Annotated in this window: 20 protein-coding genes; 10 read left to right on the forward strand and 10 right to left on the reverse strand. The window is 47.8% G+C overall.

The window, feature by feature from the left end:
- Positions 1-112 precede the first annotated feature (112 nt).
- On the reverse strand, positions 113-1,894 hold the full coding sequence (locus ACJJIP_RS02135; RefSeq protein WP_444946135.1) for a trans-sulfuration enzyme family protein: 1,782 nt from the start codon (positions 1,892-1,894) through the stop codon (positions 113-115).
- Between the two features lie 536 nt (positions 1,895-2,430).
- Here ACJJIP_RS02135 and ACJJIP_RS02140 point away from each other — a divergent pair.
- The gene (locus ACJJIP_RS02140) at positions 2,431-2,931 is read left to right on the forward strand and encodes a hypothetical protein (protein ID WP_026305227.1); all 501 of its coding nucleotides are present in this window, start codon (positions 2,431-2,433) and stop codon (positions 2,929-2,931) included.
- Here ACJJIP_RS02140 and ACJJIP_RS02145 read toward each other — a convergent pair.
- From ACJJIP_RS02145 to ACJJIP_RS02165, 5 genes are all read right to left on the reverse strand, one after another.
- A complete protein-coding gene (locus ACJJIP_RS02145; RefSeq protein WP_020414533.1) occupies positions 2,825-5,470 on the reverse strand; it encodes a serine/threonine-protein kinase in 2,646 nt (881 codons plus the stop codon). The two genes, ACJJIP_RS02140 and ACJJIP_RS02145, sit on opposite strands and share 107 nt — an antisense overlap.
- Before the next feature lie 623 nt (positions 5,471-6,093).
- Positions 6,094-7,068: an FHA domain-containing protein gene (locus ACJJIP_RS02150; RefSeq protein WP_157533606.1), complete on the reverse strand. Its 975-nt coding sequence runs from the start codon at positions 7,066-7,068 to the stop codon at positions 6,094-6,096.
- Between the two features lie 842 nt (positions 7,069-7,910).
- A complete protein-coding gene (locus ACJJIP_RS02155; RefSeq protein WP_020414535.1) occupies positions 7,911-8,477 on the reverse strand; it encodes a YceI family protein in 567 nt (188 codons plus the stop codon).
- Positions 8,474-9,085: a cytochrome b gene (locus tag ACJJIP_RS02160; protein WP_353375661.1), complete on the reverse strand. Its 612-nt coding sequence runs from the start codon at positions 9,083-9,085 to the stop codon at positions 8,474-8,476. Before ACJJIP_RS02160 ends, ACJJIP_RS02155 begins: the two co-directional genes overlap by 4 nt.
- A gap of 151 nt (positions 9,086-9,236) precedes the next feature.
- On the reverse strand, positions 9,237-9,902 hold the full coding sequence (locus ACJJIP_RS02165) for a hypothetical protein (protein ID WP_020414537.1): 666 nt from the start codon (positions 9,900-9,902) through the stop codon (positions 9,237-9,239).
- Positions 9,903-10,206: 304 nt separating this feature from the next.
- On the opposite strand from ACJJIP_RS02165, the gene ACJJIP_RS02170 reads away from it, so the two are divergent.
- A complete protein-coding gene (locus ACJJIP_RS02170; RefSeq protein WP_444946136.1) occupies positions 10,207-11,715 on the forward strand; it encodes a dipeptidase in 1,509 nt (502 codons plus the stop codon).
- Between the two features lie 158 nt (positions 11,716-11,873).
- Positions 11,874-12,779 (forward strand): 1-acylglycerol-3-phosphate O-acyltransferase, YihG family, encoded by a 906-nt coding sequence (gene yihG / locus ACJJIP_RS02175; RefSeq protein ID WP_020414539.1) that lies wholly within the window; start codon positions 11,874-11,876, stop codon positions 12,777-12,779.
- 65 nt (positions 12,780-12,844) lie between these two features.
- Here the strand turns inward: yihG and ACJJIP_RS02180 are convergent, their stop codons facing one another.
- Positions 12,845-13,282 carry a host attachment protein gene (locus ACJJIP_RS02180; RefSeq protein WP_020414540.1) on the reverse strand — a complete coding sequence of 146 codons (438 nt, stop codon included), beginning with the start codon at positions 13,280-13,282 and terminating at the stop codon, positions 12,845-12,847.
- A 276-nt stretch (positions 13,283-13,558) separates the two neighbouring features.
- Here ACJJIP_RS02180 and ACJJIP_RS02185 point away from each other — a divergent pair, with 276 nt between their 5' ends.
- The 6 genes from ACJJIP_RS02185 (at position 13,559) to fghA (ending at position 18,648) form a co-directional block, all read left to right on the forward strand.
- Entirely contained in the window at positions 13,559-13,987 is a 429-nt protein-coding gene (locus tag ACJJIP_RS02185; protein ID WP_020414541.1) for an Hsp20/alpha crystallin family protein, read from the forward strand.
- Between the two features lie 67 nt (positions 13,988-14,054).
- A complete protein-coding gene (locus tag ACJJIP_RS02190) occupies positions 14,055-14,471 on the forward strand; it encodes a CBS domain-containing protein (protein WP_020414542.1) in 417 nt (138 codons plus the stop codon).
- A gap of 195 nt (positions 14,472-14,666) precedes the next feature.
- Complete coding sequence (locus tag ACJJIP_RS02195) at positions 14,667-15,239, forward strand: PhnA domain-containing protein (RefSeq protein WP_020414543.1); 573 nt, start codon at positions 14,667-14,669, stop codon at positions 15,237-15,239.
- Positions 15,240-15,459: 220 nt separating this feature from the next.
- Positions 15,460-16,473 carry an AraC family transcriptional regulator gene (locus ACJJIP_RS02200; protein ID WP_444946137.1) on the forward strand — a complete coding sequence of 338 codons (1,014 nt, stop codon included), beginning with the start codon at positions 15,460-15,462 and terminating at the stop codon, positions 16,471-16,473.
- Positions 16,474-16,639: 166 nt separating this feature from the next.
- Positions 16,640-17,773 (forward strand): S-(hydroxymethyl)glutathione dehydrogenase/class III alcohol dehydrogenase, encoded by a 1,134-nt coding sequence (locus tag ACJJIP_RS02205; RefSeq protein ID WP_020414545.1) that lies wholly within the window; start codon positions 16,640-16,642, stop codon positions 17,771-17,773.
- A gap of 11 nt (positions 17,774-17,784) precedes the next feature.
- Positions 17,785-18,648: an S-formylglutathione hydrolase gene (gene fghA, locus ACJJIP_RS02210; protein ID WP_444946138.1), complete on the forward strand. Its 864-nt coding sequence runs from the start codon at positions 17,785-17,787 to the stop codon at positions 18,646-18,648.
- Between the two features lie 103 nt (positions 18,649-18,751).
- On the opposite strand, the gene ACJJIP_RS02215 is transcribed toward fghA, so the two are convergent.
- From ACJJIP_RS02215 to ACJJIP_RS02225, 3 genes are all read right to left on the reverse strand, one after another.
- Positions 18,752-19,165, reverse strand: coding sequence for a hypothetical protein (locus ACJJIP_RS02215; RefSeq protein ID WP_444946139.1), 414 nt, complete (start codon positions 19,163-19,165; stop codon positions 18,752-18,754).
- Between the two features lie 576 nt (positions 19,166-19,741).
- Complete coding sequence (locus tag ACJJIP_RS02220) at positions 19,742-21,004, reverse strand: NADH:flavin oxidoreductase/NADH oxidase family protein (RefSeq protein WP_353375667.1); 1,263 nt, start codon at positions 21,002-21,004, stop codon at positions 19,742-19,744.
- Positions 20,994-21,653 (reverse strand): TetR/AcrR family transcriptional regulator, encoded by a 660-nt coding sequence (locus ACJJIP_RS02225; RefSeq protein ID WP_444946140.1) that lies wholly within the window; start codon positions 21,651-21,653, stop codon positions 20,994-20,996. Before ACJJIP_RS02225 ends, ACJJIP_RS02220 begins: the two co-directional genes overlap by 11 nt.
- 812 nt (positions 21,654-22,465) lie before the next feature.
- Here ACJJIP_RS02225 and ACJJIP_RS02230 point away from each other — a divergent pair.
- Positions 22,466-24,676: a S9 family peptidase gene (locus ACJJIP_RS02230; protein ID WP_020414550.1), complete on the forward strand. Its 2,211-nt coding sequence runs from the start codon at positions 22,466-22,468 to the stop codon at positions 24,674-24,676.
- Positions 24,677-24,748 lie beyond the last annotated feature (72 nt).

Below are 24,748 nucleotides of genomic sequence, written 5' to 3' on the forward strand. Positions count from 1 at the left end.
AAATTATGGACAGAAATAGTGATACTACGGGATATAGGGTAGTGCAACAAGCGCGGCGCAACGGTAGTTACCGGCTGCGCCACTTTCATTCATTCCCTTAAATCAATTTCCTTTACAGGTAATCGGCAATTTTCGGTTGTGCTTCCACTACCTTCTGGTGGGATTGCATATAGAAGTGAGTAAAGAGTGCATCGGCCTCCTCCGGAGAGATAAAGCCGTCACTGAACCCTGGACTCACAGGGTCCAGATGAAGACGTGCGCAATTAATCACGTGGGCTGCGAGCTGTGCCATATTTTCATCCCCCACTGAAATACGGATGGTGGTTGGGAATATGCCTGCAGCTTCCATCGCTTCAGGAGAGAGCTCCGAATGAGAGGTAAGTGCAGGGCAGAGTACCATGGTATTGGTTTGCCCCAGGCTCACCATTTGCCCAAAGGCCGGTTCCAATGCATCAAAGAAACTCTTGAAGGCCGCGGTGGGAATCTGTGCTGCCTCCATATCAATACTGAACAACGGTGTTGGGAACTCATAGCGCATTAATGACTCGCGCATTTTTGAATTCGGGTGACTCTCTACCGCGTGGCTATTCACGCGGATTTTATTGTGGCTGGCAAAGAAATGGCTAAGGCTCAATGTATTGATACATTTGGTAAGCATACGCATTTCCAGGGTACGCATGCCGCAGTGCACTTCCCATGCCTTATCCGCATCCAGGAAAGCGCCTTTAATATAATATACATCCCAGAACATGCACTGGTCCCAGTTGAGCCCTTTGGCACTGTCCCCCTTGGGAATAAACATGCGGTGATTTTCCCCAATAACCACGCCAGCTGTTGCAGCGCCGGTGCCGCCAATATCCTTGGTATAGGAGTGCACAACAAAATCCGGGCGCTCCTCACGGTCCTCCCGGCGTAATGGTTGATACAGAAAGGGGGTGGCCAAGGTGGCATCCAGGCTTACGAGGATATTTTCCCGATGTGCCATCTTACAGATACCCGGTACATCCAACATGATACCGTGTGGATTACAGGGTGATTCGATATAGGTGTGGATCTTCGCCCCCCTAGCAAGATTATCGGCATAATTCTGCTGGGTCTCATTTAAAAGCTTTTTAAAATCCTCTCCGCTAGTGCCATCAAACCAAACCAGCTGGATTGCTAGCTTGTCTTTTCGAGCGTAAAAATCTTGAAGCAGCTGGTGTACGCCGCCGTAGATATTACGCGAGACAATCAATATATCGTCGCGGCGCAGCTGGTTGGAAAGCAGTGCATCAATGGCTGCCATGCCAGAGTTAAAGTTCCAGGCCATATATTCGTTTGCTGCAGGACCGCACTCTAGGTCCACAATGGCATTGGCGAGGGAGATAGAAGTCGGGTTGAGCAGGCGTGAGTAAATGTCGTGGCTGGGTTCGCGGCTGCGAAAGGCGTCATCTACCCACTCGGTACAGGCATAGATGTAGGTGGCAGTGCGTGCGATCACCGGGGTTGCGGAAAAAATCGCTGGAATATTGTCGAATAGTGGATAACCACCACGTGTGGTGATATTGAAATCGTCTCCCTGCAGACTTTGAAAGCTAGCCCGCAATGGGTTTTGTAGAGTATCCAGCAGTTTTGCCAGTTGGAAACTCATAAAGCGCTTGGCATTGAAATAAGCAATTTTATCTGAGCGATCCAAGCGCTGCAGGGTGTCTGTAACCTGGCTCCACAGTTGGTTCAGATTCCCCTGGGCCTGATATAGCAGTGCTGCAGTTTGCTCCAGTAATTGGCCGTGCTCTGAGTCTGAATCGATGCAGAAATGCTGTAATTGTTCACGCGCCAACTCCTCAATATTTGTAGCTTCAGTACTGTTGCGGCGGGGAGAGAGAATTTTTACATCTTCGAGATTCGCTTCCATCGTATCCTCACTAAGCGATGCTTTTTGTTATATCGCGACTCTAACAGCCTATGCCGACGTATAAAACATTTGGCGCGTAATTTTCTGTAATTGGGCGTGATAGACCTGTAATTCTCAAATCCGTAAAGTAGGTTCCAGTTGAGGGGGGCGGGAGATTGTTAAGCAGTTCCCCTGCCATGGATCGGCAGCCCCCGCAACATAACTTCGGATGGATTTGGTTTTCTCACGTTTTCGCAAGCGTGGGATTAAAAGGATTCAGCGCAAGCTGAACGGTCGAGCTGGAACCGACAGGTGCAGAGTCTTAGTCGGAACTTTTGGATGAGCTTGCCCGGGGCACGGATGCCAAATTTTGCTCTTGATAGTGTTGTTGTAACCGTCGATGGTTGGGACCATCATTCCGGGCCGGTAGTATCAGTACTGCCGGCTTTTTTTTAAACCGGTACCGGTTATGATTGCGCAGTCACAGACGTAGTTTACATGAGATAAAACGTCTTTTGGTTACACCAAATAACAAATTCTTACGAGAGGGATGAATAATGGTCGCTTGTGCCGACTTACCCGTACTGGAGTGCGAGGTACCTAAAGAAGGGTTAAAGCTGGATCTGGTTTTACGGCCCAGAGAGCAGAAGGATGGCGAGCCTCAGTATTGGCCTCTTTACAATGCAGCTAACCCGGAAGAACACTTTGGGAATATGCGCTTTAAAATTTATAAAGGTGGAGTGCTTACCCTGAAAGTTTCCCTGGATTTGTCAGAAGTTCCAGGTCGAGAGTTGGAGTTTGTTCGTTACCAGCAAAACCATAAACTTGATGGAATTATCGCGCTGAGTCCTGATTTTCGCCATCAATTTCGCGCGCGAGCCAAAGAAGTAGATGGAGATTACACTAAGTTGGTGATAAAAATTAAAGATAAGGATCGTATTCCAGATCGGTTTAATTTTTTGTGGATGTGTGTTGATCCTGAAACGGGAATGCATTTTGTTTCCGGTGATCCGGAAGCGGGTATTGACCCCGTTCCGGCTTCGGGTACTGGCAAATAGAGTTAAGAGAGGCTTCTATTGCTATGGGTTGAGCGCAGAGCTGTTGAAATTCAGGTAGGATGAACCACACTGCGCTCATCCCTTGTGCTAACAGCTGTTCTATATGGTAACCGGCAGAGCGCCACTCTTGAGCAATGGCATATACTTGGGCTGCAGAATATTTTACGTAGGTATCATCTGGAGCTTTTTGGAGGAGCTCTTTTATCATGCTTATAGAAAGGGAAACCTGCCCTAGATTCGCTAAAGCAACAGCTCTATATCTTTGAGAGCGAAAATCAGATTTGCCTTCTGTAGTTTGAAGGAGCCTATTCAAGAACTTTTCTGCGTTTTTATGGTCAGAAAGCATAGCGTATGCCTCTGCGACCTGACTGATCATTTGAATATTGCTTGGCGAACTCTCCAGGATATCTAGGTAAATTTTCAAGGCCTCTCTGTAATTACCTTGAAGAAAAAATATAGTCCCAAGATTAGATTTTGTACGCCAGCTTCTATGAGCTTCTGGAACCATTTGTATGGCAGCTTGTGCCGTATCAAGGTTGCCATTTTCTAGTTCTATAACTCCCAGTAAGGCATAAGCAGGCCAGTATTGAGGGTTGCTCTCAAATAGTTTATTTAATACTTCTTTTGGGGAGCTGTAGTCACCGCTGGCTACTTGGGTGATTGCAACTAAGTATAGGTGATTTGCTGAAGGTGATAATGCTACGGCCTTTTGAGCATAAATTAGCCCTTCAGAGTAGCTGCCATTACTAAAATGAAATCGCGAACTTTCGGCAAATAGGTGGGCGGAAGGGTAGCCTCTTTTCTCGAGTTTCTTAAGTATTGTTTCAAAGCCTTTTTTGTCTGCATCAATAGACCTAATCTTTAGCTGAGCCTCAAGTAGAGTAATTTCATCTGCCCCGGAAATATCAGCACTAGAGAGAATTCCCATAGTGGATGTTAGCAGCTTGTTATTGTTTGTTATGATAAATATCCTTGCTGCGAAATCAGCATAGAGCTTATAAAGGTTCACATTTCTGGGGTATTTGCCAATTAATTCTTCCAGGTGATCGAGATCTTCTTCGGTTAGGGGGGTATCATTTTTATTTAATTTTGCTAGCAGGGTTAGATACAAGTTGTAATCACTTGACTCCATTTTAACCTTACCACTAACTTGCTTTTGATAACCACTTGGAAAAAGTGCTAAAGAGCTGTTGCTAATAGTATATTGAGACTCCTGGCGGTGCTCGCTGAGGAATAAAAAAGAGGCCTGTTCTTTTACTTGGTTATTTTCAGGATTGATTCTTTGTAATTCAATGTTGCAGCGCTGCTGCATACAATCGAGATGGGCGAATAAGACATCGGTGACGCCTTTTTCGTGTAGTTTTTTTAGTTGCTGCTCCTGAGAGCTGTTCTCATCGGGAGTGAAATTTACCAAAGCGCTGGATTCAAGACCACCTGGAGTGCTCGTTAACGCCTGGCGAACCATAGCTCTTACCAGAGTGGATGCGTTATCACCACCTGAAATTTCACCACTGATCTCTATTGGTAATACTGCAATATATTGCGGTGTCAGCTGCGTAAGTGAGCGCCAGCCCCAAACTCCCCCGGCGAAGAGTAAGGCTAGTCCGGCAATAAGGGTAGAAATACGTTTATATTTCTTTCTAGGTTTTATTAATAATTGCGTGACCGTATCAGAATACTGATGAGTGTCAGCGTCAATTCCAAATTTGCGAATTATTTCCAGGGCCTCATACACCTGTAGAGCTGAGTCTGGCCGTTGCTCCGGATGTTTCCCTAATAGTCTATCTAAAAGAGCACCAAGGGGCTTTGGAATATCTGGCCAGGATTTTTGGGGTGGGATATGAGGTTTATTGATGATTTGCTGGGCAAAAGCCAGTGCACTTATATCCTTTCTTTCGAAAGGTTTACAACCACAGAGAAGCTCATAGGCGATACAGCCAAGGCTGAATAGGTCGCTACGCGCATCCAGGGGAGTTCCTTGTAATTGCTCAGGGGACATAGCTTGTACGCTGCCAGCTATGTGGTCCTCCCTGGTAAGCTGTTGGTCGCAGTCCAGTGCTTTGGCAATACCAAAATCGGTTATTTTCGCAACACCATCTACAGTAACAAGGATATTCTCTGGTTTAAGATCTCGGTGGATAATACCGAGGCAGTGTGCTTTGCCAAGGCCTAAAGATACTTGCATCAGCAAGTCGAGCTTCTCTGGCAGTGTGGATGTTTGTTCGCGTATCCATTCCTTGAGGGTCACGCCTTCAACTAGCTCCATTACCAAGGCTATTTTGTGCTCCTCCTCTATCACATCATATAAACGTACGATATTGGGATGGTTTAGCCTGGCTAAGAGTTGTGCCTCACTACGAAAACGAGCTTCTGCTGAGTTGCCAGTCATATCTGAGCGTAACTGCTTAATCGCAACTTTGCGCCCCAGCTTGATATCCTCTGCGAGGTAAACAACTCCCATACCCCCAGCTCCCAGAGTGCGCTCAACCCTGTAACGGCCTTGGTATTCCTCAGTTTTCTCCAGCGCAACTACGTCCATTGTATTTTGATCTTCTCGGATGGATAGGCCATTCTACCTGATAGTACATTTTCGTGAAGCTATCTGTCTCCTTTCTGAAGGAAATGGTTCACGTTATTCCATATTTTTTGGCTTGATCAGCTCTATTAGAGAGACTCTATTATGCTTGTAGTACAATTAATATTGGTACTTGACGAGTCAATGCTGGCTTAATTTTAAACAGTTCTGATTCGAGTATTGTAAGCTAGGTACAATGCTGTGCTGTATATACAGCTAGAGAGGAGTTGCTCCTGGTTTCTGGAAGGCATTATATGGCCTTCCAGTCCCAATGTGCCTGAAGCTTCCTACCAATGGCCCTTGGGTGCTATTTGTACTCAGAGGTTACTGATCTTCGCTCAACTATGTTTATTAATGGAATCTGTTGAGTTGAGTATCATGTATGCCTACCGTTGCTTTGCGTAGCAAACAATTTATTCCCCCGGTGCTGAAGAGTGCCTTTACCATATAAGATGGTCACCCAGAGGGGGTAGTAGCTCCTGTAATGTAAGCCTTGTCTGTATCTTGGTGATTCAGTTCTACCATTCTGGTAACTAAATTAATAGTAAAGTGGTCCTTAACTTAACAAACCCTGGCTCCCTCAAAATTTAAGCTTCTCCTAGCTCTGCTTTTGCCTCCAGCTGGGTACCCTTATATATCTCAAACTGGTGGCAGCCAATACGGATCTCCCAAGAGCGGCGTTCAACCAGGTTTGAAGTATCAACTGCGTCCGGCAGGGATTCGGAAATCTGTTTGCGTGCACGGAAGATCTGGGTGTTCAGATGATTGACAGTAATACCCAGCTCGTGGGTAGCTACTTGGATCGAGACCCAGCCCTGCGAATCCATATCTAGGCCGTTTTGCATGTCCCTGAAGCGTGCTCGGGCAAGGTATAACAGCAGATAATTGTGGATCCGTGCAGGCAGGGATTGCTTCATTCCCTCTCGCTGCAGCTGTAGCTGAACATGCTCTTCGTGAGAGCTGACTGAGAAGCGCAGGCCGAAGTCGGTGATCGACAGCTGTTGTAGGGATAGCTCCTTGGTGGCGCCTTGATTATCTGCCAGAAATAACTGCCAGCTGTTAAGGCCGCAGTCGATGCGGTCGCCATGGTTCACTAGCTTCTTGTTGCCGACTTCAGCGGAATTGCCAGTGAACTCATATTGCCACTGCGCAGTTACGGGACTGAAGTGTAAGCTTGCCAATGGTTCACTCTCATCAGGGAGCAAGTGGTATTGCTCAAGAGGTTGTGCTTCCCCGGTTTGCAGGTCAATGAGTAGATTCTCTGGCGCATCAAGATTCTCGATAATCCAGGCTGGGTTGTCAGCCCGGCCGAAACAAATCTTGTCACCTGTCTGTAGTGGATAGCTCTTGGCGGGAACCAGTTGTTGGCCGTTGAGCCAGGTTCCGTTGCGGCTGAGATCACGAATATTCCAATGGGTGCCGGTCCATTGGATTGCCGAGTGAATACCGGAAATCTCAGCACTGGTGATACGGGTGTCCACTGCGCCCTGGCGGCGACCAATAGTGTGGTGGGCCATTAAATATACTGGTTGTTCCCTATCTGGGTGCTGTAGGCAAGCCATTTTTTTGTCCTTTTTACCCTGGCAAGAATGCTCAAACTTCTTGCGAATCTGGCTCCAGCAGGCTTAAAACATGGTAAGCACTTACTCAAGTGAGTAAGAGAAAACCTGAGGTAATGAGGTTTATCTCTTTAAGCGCCAGCTAGAAAGCTGCAGTAAACCAAGTTGATTGCCGCTACCGCCACGGATATTGGCAGTGTGATGGGCAGCTTATCCGGTGCTAAAATCCTGCTCTAAGTGAGTGGTCACTATGAGGTTGAAGTTGCTCTGTATAATCGTTCCATTTATACCGATCTAAGGAACGATTGCAATGATTGATACTAATTGCCGCTATTTTCGCTGAAAAGTTGTTCTGACGTCAAAAGCGCCGTAATCATTTGTGCTTGCTCAGTGTGGACTGGTTTGAATTTCTACTGCTATTTGCAGCTTGGGGGAGGCTGAAATCGAATAAAAATTTGCACTTCTCTCTCTTATCAGGGCTACCAGCTAAGCTCTCGAAGCCACAGGCCATCTTTATCTGAGCAGCACTTGTACAAACTTACTACAGTAAAATCCAAGCTATAACTGGTACTAACCTAATAGAATCACAGCGAATCAAGAATGCCAACTTAGCGGCAATTCCTGCCACCCTGCCTAATAAGTACGCAATTTCAAATTTGAATCGACCGGTTAGGTGCTACTTGGGACTAGATTACAGTTGTCACAATGCTAATTTTTTGCACTGGTAAATAGCTCGTGATGGATATTTAAATTGATGGGCTGAAAAGATAAGTGAGACTGGTGATAACAAAGCCAGGGCTTATGGAGCCCTGGCTTTGTATGTATTTGGGCGATTGTGTCTGGACTTAGATACGGATGCCTTCAATATCCAGAATCATCTCTACTTTCTGGGAGGCAGGGCCCAGATTGTAATCGATACCAAAGTCTTTCAGTTCGAACTCTGTAGTGCCACTAAAGCCCTGACGGTAGCCGCCCCAGGGGTCTTTACCACCGCCAATATTGGTTACGTCGATCGTAATTGGCTTGGTAATGCCGTGCAGGGTAAGTTCACCTTTTAACAAAGCCTTGCCATCTGCGAGAGGTTCGAAGCTGGTGCTTTTAAAGGTGGCTGAGGGGAATTTTTCAGTGTTTAGGAAATCGGTCCCGCGCAAGTGCTTGTCGCGCTCAGCATGGTTACTGTTGAGGCTGGTAACATCAATATTGACGTTAACCGAAGATTTCTCTGGCGCTTTATCGTCGTAAAAGAAAGAGCCGTCGAAATCATCGAAGCGGCCATACAACCAGCTGTAGCCTAGGTGTTTGATGCGGAACTGTACAAAAGCATGGGCACCTTTAGTATCGATTTTATATTCGGCGGCTTGGGCTGTGGTGCCGAGTAGGGCTGCGAATAAAAGTGCAGTGAGCTTCTTCATAAGGCTGTTTCCTTTTTTGTGGTTGTGATGGGGGCTTGTTCTTCTGATTGCTCAGAATCTTTGGATAGTCCTAGCATTTTCAGCAAGGTGGAATCATGGTCGATAAAGTGATGCTTCAGTGCTGCCAAGGCGTGAATGGCTACCAGAATAATCAGGCTCCAAGCCAGAACTTCATGCACACTACCGGCCATATCTTCCTGGTTGGGAATGCTTTGAATAGTGGCCGGCAGGCTGAACCAGCCAAAAACCTCAATGGCTCGCCCGTCAGCGGTGGAGATCAAGTAGCCGGAAAACATAATGGCAAACAGGAGGAGGTAAATGAGTTGGTGTGCTCCCTTAGCCACAAGTGTTTGCCAGCGTGGCGTATTGGGTTCTGCTTGTGGCGTAACATTGATCAGGCGCCAAAAGAGCCGTAACACCAGCAGCAGTAATAGCAACACACCGATACTCTTATGAATATTTGGCGCCTGCTGGTACCAAGGATCGTAGTAGGACAGCTGCCTCATCCACCAACCCAAGGCAAAAAGACCGATGATGGCTGGTGCCATCAACCAGTGCAAAGCGATGGCAGCCCAGCCATAGCGAGTCTGGTTATTCCGTGCCTGCACGGCTTACCTCCGGAGATCTCTGGTATTGCTTTATTATGACTGGCGCTAGGGTACAGCCTTTGTCGCTTATGACCAATGGTTGGAATGAGACTCTGCGAGGGAGGTCAAAAGTGGTTACTTCAGGTGGTATTGGTATTTCGAGTGATTTTTACTAATGCGCCTGCCTTTGCGTCCGCTCGCGTTCTGCGGCTAGAAGAACCCTTTCACAGGCATTACGGTCCAGGGATGTTGAGCGTCTGGCGAGCTGCTCAGCCAGCCAGCTAGTAGAGTGCTCCTCGCCATCCAGGGCCAGTTGTTCCAGTTGCCAAATAACGTCGAGTAGCAAGTCGCGCTCCAGGTTGATACTGGCCTCCTGAGGTGAGAACAGACGGGGTTCCAGCTGCTCCAGGTCACTGCGTTTGAGTACCAGTTCAGCCAGGTTGGGATACCAACGGCTGCTATAGGGTTCAGGTAGTTGATGATGATCGAAAGTAATCCGAAGGCGATTACCTTGGGCGTCTTCAAGCAGGGGGGTATCTTGTTCATATGCTGGCAGAGCGGGGTTGTGGCGTAATACGCCGACAATTGCCCGCCAATCACTTTGATTATCCGTACAAAGGCGCAGGGGCTCCACCAGTTCGCGGCTGCCGATTTGATCCAGGAACATTAACTTTTGCCCAGGGCGATACCAGTAAAGGTCAAGGAGCTTCTCCTCAGCAAGGTCCGCTAAATGAGCGCTGGTTAGGGGCTCCTCCGAGAGGGCGCTCAAGTGATTGACAGCCTGTTGAACACTCAGCCATTGCTTGCGGTGGAAATGTTTGCCAATCGCGGTTCCCATGCACTACTCCCGGGTGGGGTAAGGATTTTAGGAAATAGATAGTCCGAAGTCTTTGCCTGCTTCTTACCCCCTCCCTGAAGCCAGGGATCTGGCTGGCTCATTAAATGGGAATGCAAGCAAAGGGAGACAGGCTTAGGTTACCCGTTTGGGCCCATGGTCACTGAATAGTTTAGCAGTCAGTACTTCCAAGCCGGGGATGGGTGGTTGTCGTGTGGTGATAAATACCACTGGGACTGGGGTGAAAAGGTGAGTCATGCTAATAAGAGGAGATGTACAATGGCGCTTTTACTCACTTGGGGGAATTATGAGGTTGAAGCCTGTTCTCTTGTTATTGCTTTTACCAGCTTTTTTATCTGCTGGAGCAGAGGCTGAAGTTTCTTCCCTGGCTCAGGACACCGCGGACTACGCAGTCGAAAAATACGAAGGGGCCATGACAAAAACCCTCGCGAGCCTGGTGCGCTTCGAGACTGTTGCAAGTGAGGAAACCCCCTTGGCTGATAACCCCGCTTTTGTAGGATTTAAAAAGGTGCTGGAGTTAAAAGCGAAGGAGCTAGGGCTTGAATACCAGGACTATGGTCATGTACTGGTAGTGGCCTTGGGTGAGGGACCTGAAAAGGTCGGTATTGTTACTCATGGGGATGTACAGCCGGCAAACCCTGAGAAGTGGCAAAAGAGCCCTTTTTATCTCGATAGTGAAAGTGAACCCGGCAAGCTGATTGCCCGAGGCAGTGAAGACGATAAGGGGCCTATCGCAATTGCACTCTATGCCATGAAGGCAATTAAGGACCAGGGCTCGCCTATTAAGCGCAGGATAGAGCTTCTTATTTACCTGGCTGAAGAGTCTGATTGGGAGCCCTTGAGACACTTTCTGAAAACTTACTCAATTCCCGCTTACAACATCACTATTGATGCTAGCTACCCGGTAGTGACCGCAGAAAAAGGGTGGAGTGAAATACAGGTTAGCACTATTGGAAGTTTGCCGGCGGACTTTGCCAAGCCCTATGTTGAGGATTTTTCCGGTGGTTATTTCCGCAGCCAAGTGCCGGACGAAGCCCGAGCCACCCTGGCTAATGTCACTCCGGAACTGGTTGAGGCGGTTCGCACCAGAGCAGCCAAACACTCCCAAGCGACTATTGAAATATCGCAAAGTGAAAACAAGCTAGTTGTTACTGCTCGTGGAAAAGCCATCCATAGCTCTGAGCCGGAACATGGAGTCAATGCAATTGCCTTCCTGGCCGATCTTCTTAGTGTGCACGAATGGCCGGCTAATGCTGCTGGAGCAACTGTACGTTACCTGAATGACCTGGTAGGCACTGGTATTGAGGCAGAGAAATTTGGGGATATCGCCTATAACGATTCATTTATGGGGCCAATGACTGCTTCTGTTACCATGGTGAAAGTCACTGAAAATGGGCTCACCAGTTACCTGAACCTGCGCCGCCCCACGGGTAAAAGTGCTACCCAGCTGGAAAAAGAAATTCATTCTGCACTATCAAGTTGGCAGGAACGGACCGGCATAATATTTGCCGATACTCAGGTTTCCCTGGGTAATCCCTACCGGGTAGACAATGCGCCTCATGTTGAACCATTGCTGGATGTTTTCAGCCATTTTACTGGTATGGAAGATGCCAAGCCTGTCGCCATAGGTGGTTCTACCAATGCCAAACTGCTGCCGAATGCAGTCAGTTTTGGTCCCTCCATGCCGGGCAGTGCTTATACGGGCCATTCTGAGCATGAATTTATCACTGTGGAACAATTCCGTCTGAATCTAAAAATGTACACAGCCATGATGATTGAGGTTGGCAACTTATAAGTGTGTCCGGTAAAACGGATTTATTCACAGGAAGTGGTCTACCAAGTGCTTGAATTGACCGGTTAGCCTCGGTCAGCTCAAGAGTGAAACTATGTGGTTCTTTGAGGGAGCTGCGGTAAATTACTTCATTCGTTATTCAATTATTAAAGAATCGCAAGATGTTAAATTTTCTTCCCTCGATTGTTTTGCTGATATTGGCCTCGACTCTGTTGGCCATTGGCACCATTCTGTGCTTCATACCCATATTATTTTTTGTGGTCCTGCGATTGATTTTGCCCTTTGCTGCGCTGCGCAAGTTCTTTGCGATCATTTTTATTTCTTGTGCTGAAGCCTGGCTCACTCTGAATAAAGGCTGGATGAAGCTCACCCAGAAAACCCAGTGGGACGTACAGGGCGATGAGTCGCTGGATAAGAATGGTTGGTATCTGGTGACGTCAAACCACCAGAGCTGGGTGGATATTTTTGTGCTGCAGTCCATTTTCAATCGAAAAATTCCTTTCCTGAAATTTTTCATAAAACAGGAGTTGATCAAGGTTCCGGTGATGGGGGTTTGTTGGTGGGCGTTGGATTTTCCTTTTATGAAACGCTATAACAAGGAGTTCCTGAAGAAGCACCCGGAAATGCGCGGTAAGGATTTGGAGGCGACAAAAAAAGCCTGTGAACGCTTTAAATTAACCCCCACCAGTATTATGAATTTCCTTGAGGGAACACGTTTTACGCAAGACAAACACGACAGGCAGGGATCTCCCTTTGCCCATCTGCTCAAGCCTAAGTCCGGGGGTATCGCTTTCGCAATGCAAAGTATGGGTAAGCAACTAAACCGCCTGTTAAATGTAACCATAGTTTATCCGGATGGTATCCCGTCATTTGCTGATTTCCTTGGTGGGAAAGTAAAGAGGGTGATTGTTCGTGTTGAGCAGATTCGTATTCCGGAAAAGTTCTTTCTTGCGGACTACGTAAATGATCAGGTATTTCGTGCTGAATTCAATCAATGGGTCTATGAGCTGTGGCGAGAAAAAGATATGCTGATTGGTAAATTGCTTGCCGATAGCGGCAGAGCCTGATTTTTCCAGAAAAACAATAAAGGGGCTAGTCAAGTAGCCCCTTATTTTTCTGCTATAAAATTTAATTACAACCAGATGGGCAGTTGGGCCCGAATTTCTTCTGGTTGGCTTTCTACCAGGTTCTTACCGGTCTCACCCGCAATGGTAGCGCGGGTTGGAGTCTTGAGAGCATCCCGTAGGCTACCCACCATATATGGCTCGGCTACGATATAAAGTTTTTCGTAGCGTCCCTCCTGTCGCCCCCGCTCTAAGGTATGAGCAATCTCTCTGGCAAATTTCTCACCGTTGCGATGGCGTAGATCGGAAAAATTACCCATGGTGTGGCGACCCTTGCCACGGCTGTCAAAAGTGCGTCCAGGGGCGTCACTTTCGAGATCGCGGCCCGATAAGCGGGATTCAGGGTGGAGGAGAGCTTCGATTTCGTGGAGGTTTCCGGCGCGTTTTTTTGCTTCGAAAATCCTGGCTTGCGACTGGTTGGCCACGAGGACCCATGCTAGAGCCATGCGCTTATCCTCTTTAATTTACCTGTAATTATCGTAGTTAAATTCGATGCCACTGACTAATATCCTTAACTGCAAGATATCCAGCAATTCCCATATAGATAAAAAGTAAATAAAAAATATTTTTTAATGCTATTTGCGATGGCTACTGTGGGCACTTATTCCTACCGAGTGTCGCTGAATTACCTAGAATGAAGTCAAGATGTGAGAGGCGCAAGCCGGGTCCGAGGAGCGGGCTTGCGCCTCCTGCGACATAGTGGAAGCAAAGAGGTTGTGATTATGAGTCTGATACCGAGAGGGTCCCTACTGGATCTGGACAATATGTTTGAACAGATGCTCTCACCCAGCCGTGGCATTACCAATGAGCGGGAGGGTTTCTTCTCTCCGCGTATCGACGTGAGTGAACGTAAAAACAAGTATGAAATAAGCGCTGAATTGCCAGGTGTTGGTAAGAACGATATCAATGTGACTCTTGAAAATGGTGTCCTGACCCTTGAGGCAGAAGTACATCGCGAACTGAAGGAAGAAAAAGATGGCCGTGTGCTTCGTCAAGAGCGGCGCTACGGTAAGTTTTTACGCAGTTTTAACCTGGGTGATGATGTGCGTGAGAGTGAGATCGACGCAAACTTTAAGGATGGTATTCTGACCCTGACGGTGCCCAAGCATGAGGGGCATCCCCCACAACGAAAGCGTATTGAAGTGCACTGATTTTCTAATGGGTGGCGGCCATGCCGCCACCCAGTGAATATATTTAAGAAATTGGCGGAGGTACGTGATGAAAGTAAAACAGGCAATGCACCAGGGAGCTACCTGGTGTACTCCAGACACCCCGCTACAGGAAGTGGCGAAGATCCTGCGTGATGAAGATATAGGTGCCGTCCCGATTGGAGAAAATGATCGCCTGATCGGCATGGTTACTGACCGTGATATTGTATGTCGAGGTGTAGTGCAGGGTGGTAATTTGTCCTCGCTAACTGCCCGCGACGTGATGACTGAAGGCATTGAGTGGTGTTGGGAGGAAGATGACCTCCTCTCAGCTGTACACAAAATGGAGCAGCAGCTACTTCGCCGTATGCCAGTACTGAACAGTGAAAAGCGTATGGTGGGTATTCTTAGCCTGGGTGATATTACTTCGGCCATTGCCAGTAAGCAGGGTGGCCATTTTGCCTCAGCGATCTCAGCACACCATTAGAGCTCGCTACTAGCGAAGTATTATCAACAGGGGCCGTGGGTCCCTGTTGATACCGGTCTTAGAGCTATGCGCCTTTCCCCTATCATTTCTCCAGGCTAACTTTTTTCACCTCGCTATTCCAAAGTTTCGATAGCCACGTCGTTTGCCCATATGGGCGAATTAGCGCTTATACTGCGCACTTTTTTGAGGTCAACCATGATCACTCAGGAACAGTTGCAACAGCGCAGTGGCGGTCAATGTGAACTCTGCAAGGCACAGGAAAACCTAGCGGTCTATGAGGTAGCTGAGTCAGTGGGTCAGGCAAACCCACAGGTGCTTTTGTGTCAGACTTGCCGGGAGCAACTGGATAACCCAGCACATTTAGACAGTGCCCACTGGCAATGCCTCGCAGATAGTATGTGGAGTCAGGAACCTGCTGTGCAAGTATTGGCCTGGAGGCTGCTAAAGCGTCTATCTGTCGAGACCTGGGCTCAAGATTTATTCGAAATGCTCTACCTGGATGATGACCTGGTTAATTGGGCCCAAGCGGGTACTTTTCCGGAAGAGGGGGAGCTACTCGTGCATCGCGACTGCAATGGTGCAATACTGCAGGCCGGTGATAATGTCACCATTATCAAAGACCTGGATGTAAAGGGCTCCAGCCTTGTGGCCAAGCGCGGTACTGCTGTGCGCGGCATCAGCCTTACCGATAACCCCGAGCATATTGAGGGACGTGTTGAGGGGCAGCGTATCGTGATTCTGACGAAATTTGTGAAGAAAAGCGGCTGACATCTCTTTTAGCTGCCTAGTTTTTCTATCGGTAAGGATATTTATCCCCATAAGTAACTCTGTTACCCGAAGGCATTTGGCCTGATATCATGCCAGTTCTAATTTACCCGATTTCTTTTTCCCTGTGTGCTCGCGATCCGGGGCCATATTGATGGCGTGGCTAAACACTGTGGAAGATAGTGGTCAATAAAGCAGAGGTTGAAGCTGTGGGGATGGAACGATGAAGCCCACTTATGAGATTCGCAGCGGCACACTTGCGGGTTTCAATACTCTGGTGCCGCAAATGGGTGGGAATCCCGCTGCCCTCCTGAGAAGCGTTGGCCTACCTTCAGACTGTGTGCGCCGCCCGGATATCCTTATTTCTATCGCGACCCTTGTCGACTTACTGAATCTCTGTGTGGAAGAACTGCAGTGTGAAGATTTTGGTTTGCGTTTGGCAGAGATGCAGGGTTTGCGCATGCTTGGGGTACTGGGAAAGCTATTACTCAATGAAGGGAGCCTGGATGCTGCCCTGACAGTGAGCCACCGCTACATGGTGCTACATAACCAGGCGGATCACTGGCGAATATCGGAGCGGGATGGTCTGTTGATGGCACAGAGAGTCAGCCATTCTGGTGGGCTTGGCGCTGCGGAGCAGTACAGCGAACTCGCTATGGGTGCCGCATGCCGCTTATTTCAGGAATTGGCCGGTAAAGATATCCGCCCGCTACAGGTACAGTTTTGCCATGCCCCAATTTCTTCCAGGCAACGATACCGGGACTATTTTCAGGCGGAAGTCCTGTTTGCCCAACAGGGCGATTGCCTGACATATAATGCTGAATTACTTCAGCGACCCCTCAATGCCCCTAGCCAGAGCCTGGTGAATTATTTTGAAGAGTTTACCCAAGGATTGATCAAGGGATATGAGGGGGATATTGCTTCTCAAATACGTACTTTGATATTGCAAACTCTGGGAGCCCAGCAGCACAGTCTGGCTCAGGTCGCGCAGTTGGTGGATACGCCCGTGCGTACATTGCAGCGACGTTTGAGTGAGGCGGGTACTTCTTTCAAACAATTGCTCCAGGAGGCGCGTATGGAGACCGCCCGGTGGCATCTGCGCGCTTCCAGTATTGATATTGGGCTGCTCTCTGCGAGCTTGGGGTATACCGACACCAGTGCTTTTTCCAAAGCCTTTCGTACCTTACATGGCAGCTCACCACTACAGTGGCGTAAACGACAAAGAGAAATAGCTTAAGGCCCAGGTATTAGAGCTGGTGGAAAACTAACCAATCCGTGAAGCTGGACCTAGCCACCCCCTTTTATCTGCTTGCCCTTGACCCTGTTCCTCTTTGCCTCTATTCCAGCGCCGGGCTATCCTGGCCCCTTGCTGAATTCAATGAGCATGACCAAGGAAAAATACTATGGGTGCGGAGACTATTCGCTGTAAAGCTGCGGTGGCCTGGAAGGCAGGTGAGCCACTTTCTATAGAGGAAGTTGATGTGATGCCTCCCCAGAAGGGAGAGGTTCGTATCAAGCTGACGGCTACTGGAGTTTGTCATACCGATGCCTTTACTCTGTCTGGCGAAGACCCTGAAGGAGTATTTCCTGCGATTCTCGGCCACGAGGGTGCAGGTATTGTCGAGTCAGTAGGGGAGGGGGTTACTGGCTTGAAAGTTGGTGACCATGTGATTCCTTTGTACACGCCGGAGTGCGGCGAATGTAAATTCTGCCTGTCTGGTAAAACCAATCTGTGTCAGAAAATCAGGGCTACCCAGGGTAAGGGGCTGATGCCCGATGGCACCACGCGTTTCTCTATCAACGGACAACCCATTTATCACTATATGGGTACTTCCACTTTTTCGGAGTACACAGTCCTTCCAGAGATTTCGCTGGCAAAAATTAATCCGGAAGCGCCGTTGGAGGAGGTTTGCCTGCTTGGCTGCGGTGTCACTACCGGAATGGGCGCGGTAATGAATACTGCCAGAGTAGAACCGGGTTCGACCGTTGCTATTTTTGGGCTTGGCGGGATTGGTTTATCCGCCGTGATTGGTGCCAAAATGGCGGGTGCAGAGCGCATTATTGGCATAGATGTGAATGAGGAGAAGTTTGCCCTGGCAAAAAAACTCGGCGCCACTGAATGCATTAACCCCCGGAATTATGAGCAGCCGATTCAAGAGGTGATCGTCGACCTCACCGATGGTGGTGTCGATTATTCCTTCGAGTGTATCGGCAACGTAGACGTAATGCGCTCTGCCCTTGAGTGCTGCCATAAAGGTTGGGGGGAGTCGGTAATTATCGGTGTGGCAGGAGCTGGACAGGAAATTAGTACTCGCCCCTTCCAACTGGTAACAGGGCGGGTATGGCGAGGCACGGCTTTTGGAGGGGTAAAGGGGCGCTCGGAATTACCGGACTATGTAGAGCGTTATCTCGCTGGTGAGTTTAAGTTGGATGATTTTATTACCCACACCATGCCGCTGGAAAAAATAAACCATGCATTTGATTTGATGCATGAAGGTAAAAGTATACGCAGTGTTATTCACTATGGTGAAGCTTGAGCGGAGTTACCATGACTATTGAACTTGTCAGCAGCACCAGGTCTTTCGATGGCTCACAACGGCAATATAAGCATGATTCCGATGTTTTAAATTGCCCAATGCACTTTTCTATTTTTTTGCCACAGGAAGCGGAAATTGCCCCTGAATATCGCTATCCGGTGCTCTATTGGCTATCTGGACTCACTTGTACCGATACAAACTTTAGCCAGAAAGCGGGGGCCCAGCGCCTGGCCGCAGAGCTGGGTATCGTACTGGTTATTCCTGATACGAGCCCTCGCGGCAAGGATGTGGCCGATGATCCGTCCTATGATCTGGGGCAGGGGGCTGGCTTCTATGTCAATGCCACTCAACAACCCTGGAAGCTGCACTACCGAATGTACGATTATATTGTGGATGAGCTTCCTGCACTTATTGAAGCTCACTTCCCGGTGAGTCAGCGTCGTGCAATCAGTGGTCATTCTATGGGTGGGCACGGAGCCCTGGTAATAGGCTTGCGCAACCCTGAGCGTTATACCTCAATTTCGGCTTTTAGTCCTATTTGTAATCCTATTGCCTGTCCCTGGGGTGAGAAGGCATTGGGAGCTTATTTGGGGGCAGATACCACTAGTTGGGAGGAGTACGACGCGAGTGTACTGCTGGGGCGAGCTACAACTCATGTGCCGATACTTGTATCCCAGGGCGATGATGATGAGTTCCTTGAGCAGCAGCTGCGGCCTGAGGCTTTACAAATGGCTGCAGGAGCTTGTAATTACCCGCTTCGGCTAGAGCATCATGCAGGGTACGACCACAGCTATTACTTTATTGCCTCATTTATTGAAGAGCATCTGCGTTTCCACGCGGATTACTTATTGAAGCGGCATAAAACTGCAATTTAAATCGGCAGTTAATACACGCAGGGCAATGCTGCAACCGAGCATAGGAGAATGGCCCGGTTGCAGTGTTACTGGCTATTGATTGAATTTACCTGGGTATTTTCCTTTATTGAGGTGCAGCTGCACGACATTCACCGAGGATTTCTGCCTGGTTTTGGTGGAATGTCTGCTCAATCAGGAACCAGCCGTTAGGGCAGAAGCCGCTTTCGATTAGCAGAAGCTCCATCCGCTCCATAGCCATTTTCCTAATATCGCCTGAGGTTGACTTATTGCGTCCAGATTTACCTGAGCTGTGTTTGCCTCCCGGCGGCTTGGCTCCACTTCCTATACCTGGGCCACCAGAGTTCTGGCCTCCACGGCCATGTGGCCTGGTCCCCAGGCTCGCCTTATATACAAAGCGCTTGTGGCCTACTTCAGTAATATTAGTAACAAAAGATTCTGTAGTGGGAGCCTCTGGGGTGGAGTTACAACCGCTGATGAGCAGGGTCGTCGCCATAAAGGCAATTAGTTGAACCTTCATTGTTGTTATCCTGTGAGTAATTCGGTTCAAGTATGACCATCGCCCTGAACAAATGTCGGTTAAGCAGAGTAAACAATTGTTAAGGCCAATTACTTCAATAAGGTGTTTCTTTTCTTAAGGGCCTTTACAGGTTATTTTCTTGTTACCTGAATAAGTTATTCTTGAAACCTGTATTTTTAAATGTGCGTAGAGCCCTGCCCAGATTATTTTTACTGTGATCTATGGCTTGAAAATGGGATAAGAGCGTCAAAAATAAAGCGGCTTTGTAGTTCTATGGCAATTTATAGAGGAGAGATAGTGAGTAAATTTTCGGGTTTGATTTTAGGGTGCACAGTGTCTCTTCGGCAGCTGGAGAGGCTTATTTTTCTGAAGCGCTAGGAAGGTGTCCTCAGTTACAAAGACCTGTAGAAAAGCCATAATCTGACAACAAAATGTTGTTACAGGCATTTAAAACTCCTTGTTTTTCACGAACTCGCCCTGGTTTTGGCCGGCGGCGGTACGTCCTTGTATTGCCTCAGTTATCTGCTGTGATTGACGGTGAGGAACTATAGTTTTCCCAGGCGCAATAAAGTTTTATCAGGCTCGTCGCCTCTGAAAAGAAAGTAATCCGACAGCAGTCAGCGTTTTTAATACTGAGGTCCAAGCACTCATATTTGGTTTCGTTGGCTTTCCCTTGCCAATAAGGGCCAGCTGTTGTTCGTACCAAGTGACATCCAGCATAGCCATAAAATCCAGGTTGGGAATACCTGTGGTGAGCTTTTTCAATGTTATCTTATGGTTGCCATCTGATAAAAGTTTGTGCGATAGCCGGGGGTCAACCGCTAATGGGCGGGCAAGGCCAATCATATCCACGGCATTTGATACAAGGGCGGCCTCCATGGCAGCTGCGGAACGGAAGCCGCCGGTGACTACGACGGGAATTTGCAGCTGTGCTCGTGCCTTTTCTGCATAATCGAGAAAATAGGCCTCTCGCTTGATAGTACTTTCCTTCACATTGGCACCAACCATACTTGGGTTTTCATAGTTGCCGCCGGAGATTTCAATTAAGTTAATACCTTCATCCTGCAGGGCTTTTAGAACCTGCATGGATTCCTCTTCACTGAATCCACCCTTTTGAAAATCTGCTGAATTGAGTTTTACGCCTACCGGAAAATCTTCACCAACCGCTTCGCGAATAGCGCTATATACCTCGCGTAAAAACCGTATGCGATTTTCTAAGGTACCTCCCCACTGATCATTTCGCCGATTGTGGTGAGGGGATAGAAACTGATTGATCAGATAACCATGAGCAGCATGTATCTGAACTCCGGTAAATCCAAATTCTTTTGCCTGTGCGGCGGCCCAGGCGAATTTTTTAATGATAATAACTATTTCATTTTCGGTGAGTTCTCTAGGGCAGTTGAAGGTCTTCTCTAAGCCGTTAGCCAGTGGAATTGCAGAGGGTGCGACGGGTTCAGTGCTTAAAAAGTTGGGTGTTTGCTTGCCTGGATGATTTAATTGCATCCAGATTTGCGTACCGTTTTGGCGCCCGGCTTCGGCCCATTTCCGGAACAGAGAAAGGTCTGACTCCTCGTCTAATACCACATTGCGCGGTTCACCCAGAGCGGTACGATCAACCATGACGTTACCGGTGACCAGTAAACCTGTGCCCCCTTCTGACCATGTGCGATATAAGTGAATCAGCTCCTTGGTGGGGGCATGATTGGGATCCGCTAATTGCTCACTCATAGCAGATTTAAACAAGCGGTTTTTCACACTGGTTCCCGGCAGAATACTCAGTGGGCGAGCGAGAGGTGTAGCTCGATCGGTGTTTTTTAAGGCGCTAGTGCTATTTTTCAAAATGAATGTCCTGCCTGTAAGTTTTAATGCTGGCCAGTGTTTGTGCTCCTTGTTGCGTCACCAAGGTGCTAAAAAAAGTCCGTAGTTGTCTGAGTAAATCATTGGGATCACCGGATACCTGGTATTGCAGAATACTGCCCTGCCAAACGCTATAACACAGTGTCGCAAGGTTATCGGCGGGGACGTCACTGCGTAGATCTCCTTGATCTTGGGCCAAATGTAATATCGATTGAAGATTTGCCAGCCACCTGTGCTCTACAGACTCAATGGCTTCACGGCAAAGAGGGCTGGCCTGGGCTACCTCGGCCGACATCGCTCCGAGCAGACAGGCACAAGACTGGCCAACTTTTACTTTGTTCTGAACACGGTTTTGAAAGCAGCACCAAAGCTGGATCAAGCCGGGTGCCTGATCCATGTTTAATTTCGTCTGCGCTAGTTCCGCATCAATCTGTTGGCCGTAGCGGTGAATAATGCTGGCTACGAAGGCCTCTTTACTGGGGAAATAGTTGTAGAACGAACCTTTGGGTACGCCTACTGTATCCAGCACCTGCTTGATACCAGTGCCGTGATATCCCTGGCTGGTCAGCATTGCGGTGCCTGTTTCTAACAATGCTTCTTTGGTGTTTTCGCTTTTACGTGGTCGAGCCATTAAAATTAGACCGGTCGTCTATTAACTAATGTTCAATATATGACCGATCGTCTTGGAATGCAAGGGAGAGTGTTTTGTTTTGGTAGTGTCAAGCTGGGGATCAGGGAAAGGTTACTTAGACGGGGAGATCGGCACCGACAACCTATGATACTGGGCGTATGGTCGATTTTAGATCTCGATAGAAGCTTCCAGTAATATTCGGCCACACACAATGGTTCACTGAAATCCAAAATACTCTTTCAAAATAAAATTTATTCGGGGTTTTGAGTTCAATATACGTATTATTGTGCTATTTGATTGCTTATTTTGGGGTTTAAATTGCCCACTTTGGCAGGGTCCTACGCTTTTCACCGTCGCATACTTAGATGGTCCCTCTATCATCTTGCCTGCCCCGACTACAGGGTCTGCCTCAAAGTTAGATAAGAAAGTGAATCGATTGTGATTGGGTTCGCGGTGGTTATTGGGAAGAGTCTCGCTTTGGGATCGAGTTGTTATGGAAGGAGGTGAGAATTGTTTTAATGGAAGAAACAAGGTAGATCTCTCACTGTTTTTGTTTCGCAAAAGCCAGCTCCAAGACTGTCTTCAGGCACTGTAAACATACATGGTGCAGAGTAAATGACGGTAAAGGAAGGCAATTACAGAAGGTTTGATTGTCACTCTGTTAAATTCAGAAGGAGAGCTTGATCCCCTCCGTTATCTGGAGATTACATTGTAGAATTCAAGGACTTTGTTGCTTGCAGAGAAAGCGGTCTTACGCCCTTCTCACCGCAGATTTGCGCCTAGCATAAAACACTAAAACAAAGAGCCCTTCTATGAAAAGAAAACTGCTTGCCCTGCTTAGCTGCACAACCTTTGCGGGACTCTGTTCCGCGGATACGTTGACTATTGAACGAATATTCTCCGATCCGGCCCTTGGGGGCACAGCGCCCCGTGCCCTTGAGTACTCTCCCGATGGTAGTCGGGTAACTTTTCTGAAGGGACGGGATGAAGATTACAACCGCTACGACTTATGGGAGTACAACATTGCCGATAGGCAGTCCCGTATCCTGGTGAAATCTGACAGCCTGCACAGCGGCGATGAAGTGTTATCCGATGAGGAAAAAGCCCGACGTGAGCGTCAAAGAATCTATGGCAGCGGTATTATGGAATACAGCTGGTCTGAGGATGGGAAATCCTTGTTATTTCCGCTGGCAGGAGATGTTTATTATTACAATTTGGATACGAAGTCCGCGCGGCGCTTGACTGAAACCGAAGCTTTTGAGACCGATGTTCGTGTTTCCCCGAAAGGGCGATATGTCTCTTTTATTCGTGATCAGGATATTTTTGTCGTCAACCTGAAAAGTGGTAAAGAGCGTGCGCTAACCAGCGATGGAAATGGGCCTATCAAAAATGGCATGGCCGAGTTTGTTGCCCAGGAAGAAATGGATCGTATGACAGGTTATTGGTGGTCTCCAGACGACCGCCATATTGCTTTCCTACAGGTTGATGAGTCCCCTGTAGATGAAGTGATCCGCAGCGAGATATATGCAGATCGCATCGATATGATAAGCCAGCGTTATCCCGCAGCAGGGCGAGCTAATGTTAAGGTTCGCCTGGGTGTGATGGAGGTGGCGTCTGGAAAAACCCGTTGGGTAAATCTGGGGGAAGAGCAGGATATTTATATTCCCCGAGTAGATTGGGCTCGCGATAATTTACTGACTTTTCAATGGCAGTCTCGGGATCAGCAGAAACTTGAGCTTCGTGTTTTTGATCTCAATAACGGCAAGACCCGCAATCTGTTAAAAGAATCCAGTGACACCTGGGTAAACCTCAGCGATGATTTATTTTTCCTGGAAAACAGTGACCAATTTATCTGGTCATCTGAGCGAGATGGTTTCAAGCACCTCTATTTGTACAGTTTAAATGGAAAACTACAGAAGCAATTAACTGTTGGTGATTGGATAGTTGATGAGCTGGAAGCTGTGGATGAAAAGAAAGATGTTGTGTATTTCAGTGGCCGTAAGGATTCTGACATAGAAAGGCACCTTTATAGTGTACCAATAAAAGGTGATGGGGGTATTCAGAGAATATCCACACGCAGTGGTATGCACGGTATTGAGTTTGCTGAGGATGGTTCAGGTTACATCGATAAATTCACCAGCATTACTACTCCTCCACAGGTAAGTTTACACCGCTCAAGTGGCGAACTGATAACCTGGCTGGAGGAGAACGCTGTTGTTGAAGGGCATCCCTTATTTCCTTATATGGAGCAGTGGATTACTCCGGAGTTTGGCACTATCAAAGCTCCACAGGGACATAAGCTTAATTACCGCCTATATAAGCCGGCCAATTTTGATGAGAGTAAACGTTACCCGGTCATGGTATTCGTTTATGGTGGTCCCCACGCTCAGGTAGTAACCAATAGTTGGGACAAGCACATCAACCAATTTATGGCTCAACAAGGTTACATCGTTTTCTCTCTGGATAACCGTGGTTCTGCAAACCGGGGTACAGCGTTTGAAAATCCCATTTTCAAAAATATGGGAGGCCCGGAGGTAGAGGACCAGGTAACAGGTGTTAAATTCCTGCGCACACTACCTTTTGTTGATAGCAATAATATTGGTATCTATGGCCACAGTTACGGTGGCTACATGGCACTAATGAGTATGTTTAAGGCCGGAGATTATTTTAAAGCTGGCGTTTCTGGTGCTCCTGTGACCGATTGGATGCTTTATGATACTCACTATACCGAGCGCTACATGGGTAATCCCAATACAGATGCTGAGGCCTACCAGGCTTCCTCTGTATTTCCCTATTCGAATGGACTGAAAGGTCCTCTGCTGATTTATCACGGGATGGCAGATGACAATGTTTTGTTTACCAACACTACACGTCTGATTAAACAGTTGCAGGATAATGGCCAACAGTTTGAACTTATGACCTATCCAGGTAAGAAGCATAGTTTACGTGGCAAGCAAACTCGTATTCATCAGTACACTATGATTAAGGAATTCTTTGATCAACACCTTCGCGATGATAGTTAAGGCAGACTAAAGAAGCTAAATTTCTATAATTGATTTGTAAATCAGTAAAAAAGCCAGGGCTAGCCCTGGCTT

This window comes from Microbulbifer variabilis (genome assembly GCF_052467165.1).

Excerpts from the sequence above, each read along its gene's own strand:
- ACJJIP_RS02150 (WP_157533606.1), bottom strand. The coding sequence starts at position 7,068 with ATGGCTTGCCTACAGCACCCAGATAGGGAACAACCAGTATATTTAATG.
- ACJJIP_RS02135 (WP_444946135.1), bottom strand. The coding sequence starts at position 1,894 with ATGGAAGCGAATCTCGAAGATGTAAAAATTCTCTCTCCCCGCCGCAAC.
- ACJJIP_RS02170 (WP_444946136.1), top strand. The coding sequence starts at position 10,207 with ATGAGGTTGAAGCCTGTTCTCTTGTTATTGCTTTTACCAGCTTTTTTA.
- ACJJIP_RS02155 (WP_020414535.1), bottom strand. The coding sequence starts at position 8,477 with ATGAAGAAGCTCACTGCACTTTTATTCGCAGCCCTACTCGGCACCACA.
- ACJJIP_RS02215 (WP_444946139.1), bottom strand. The coding sequence starts at position 19,165 with ATGAAGGTTCAACTAATTGCCTTTATGGCGACGACCCTGCTCATCAGC.
- ACJJIP_RS02165 (WP_020414537.1), bottom strand. The coding sequence starts at position 9,902 with ATGGGAACCGCGATTGGCAAACATTTCCACCGCAAGCAATGGCTGAGT.
- fghA (WP_444946138.1), top strand. The coding sequence starts at position 17,785 with ATGACTATTGAACTTGTCAGCAGCACCAGGTCTTTCGATGGCTCACAA.
- ACJJIP_RS02205 (WP_020414545.1), top strand. The coding sequence starts at position 16,640 with ATGGGTGCGGAGACTATTCGCTGTAAAGCTGCGGTGGCCTGGAAGGCA.
- ACJJIP_RS02230 (WP_020414550.1), top strand. The coding sequence starts at position 22,466 with ATGAAAAGAAAACTGCTTGCCCTGCTTAGCTGCACAACCTTTGCGGGA.
- yihG (WP_020414539.1), top strand. The coding sequence starts at position 11,874 with ATGTTAAATTTTCTTCCCTCGATTGTTTTGCTGATATTGGCCTCGACT.
- ACJJIP_RS02225 (WP_444946140.1), bottom strand. The coding sequence starts at position 21,653 with ATGGCTCGACCACGTAAAAGCGAAAACACCAAAGAAGCATTGTTAGAA.
- ACJJIP_RS02180 (WP_020414540.1), bottom strand. The coding sequence starts at position 13,282 with ATGGCTCTAGCATGGGTCCTCGTGGCCAACCAGTCGCAAGCCAGGATT.
- ACJJIP_RS02140 (WP_026305227.1), top strand. The coding sequence starts at position 2,431 with ATGGTCGCTTGTGCCGACTTACCCGTACTGGAGTGCGAGGTACCTAAA.
- ACJJIP_RS02145 (WP_020414533.1), bottom strand. The coding sequence starts at position 5,470 with ATGGACGTAGTTGCGCTGGAGAAAACTGAGGAATACCAAGGCCGTTAC.
- ACJJIP_RS02195 (WP_020414543.1), top strand. The coding sequence starts at position 14,667 with ATGATCACTCAGGAACAGTTGCAACAGCGCAGTGGCGGTCAATGTGAA.
- ACJJIP_RS02190 (WP_020414542.1), top strand. The coding sequence starts at position 14,055 with ATGAAAGTAAAACAGGCAATGCACCAGGGAGCTACCTGGTGTACTCCA.
- ACJJIP_RS02200 (WP_444946137.1), top strand. The coding sequence starts at position 15,460 with ATGAAGCCCACTTATGAGATTCGCAGCGGCACACTTGCGGGTTTCAAT.
- ACJJIP_RS02185 (WP_020414541.1), top strand. The coding sequence starts at position 13,559 with ATGAGTCTGATACCGAGAGGGTCCCTACTGGATCTGGACAATATGTTT.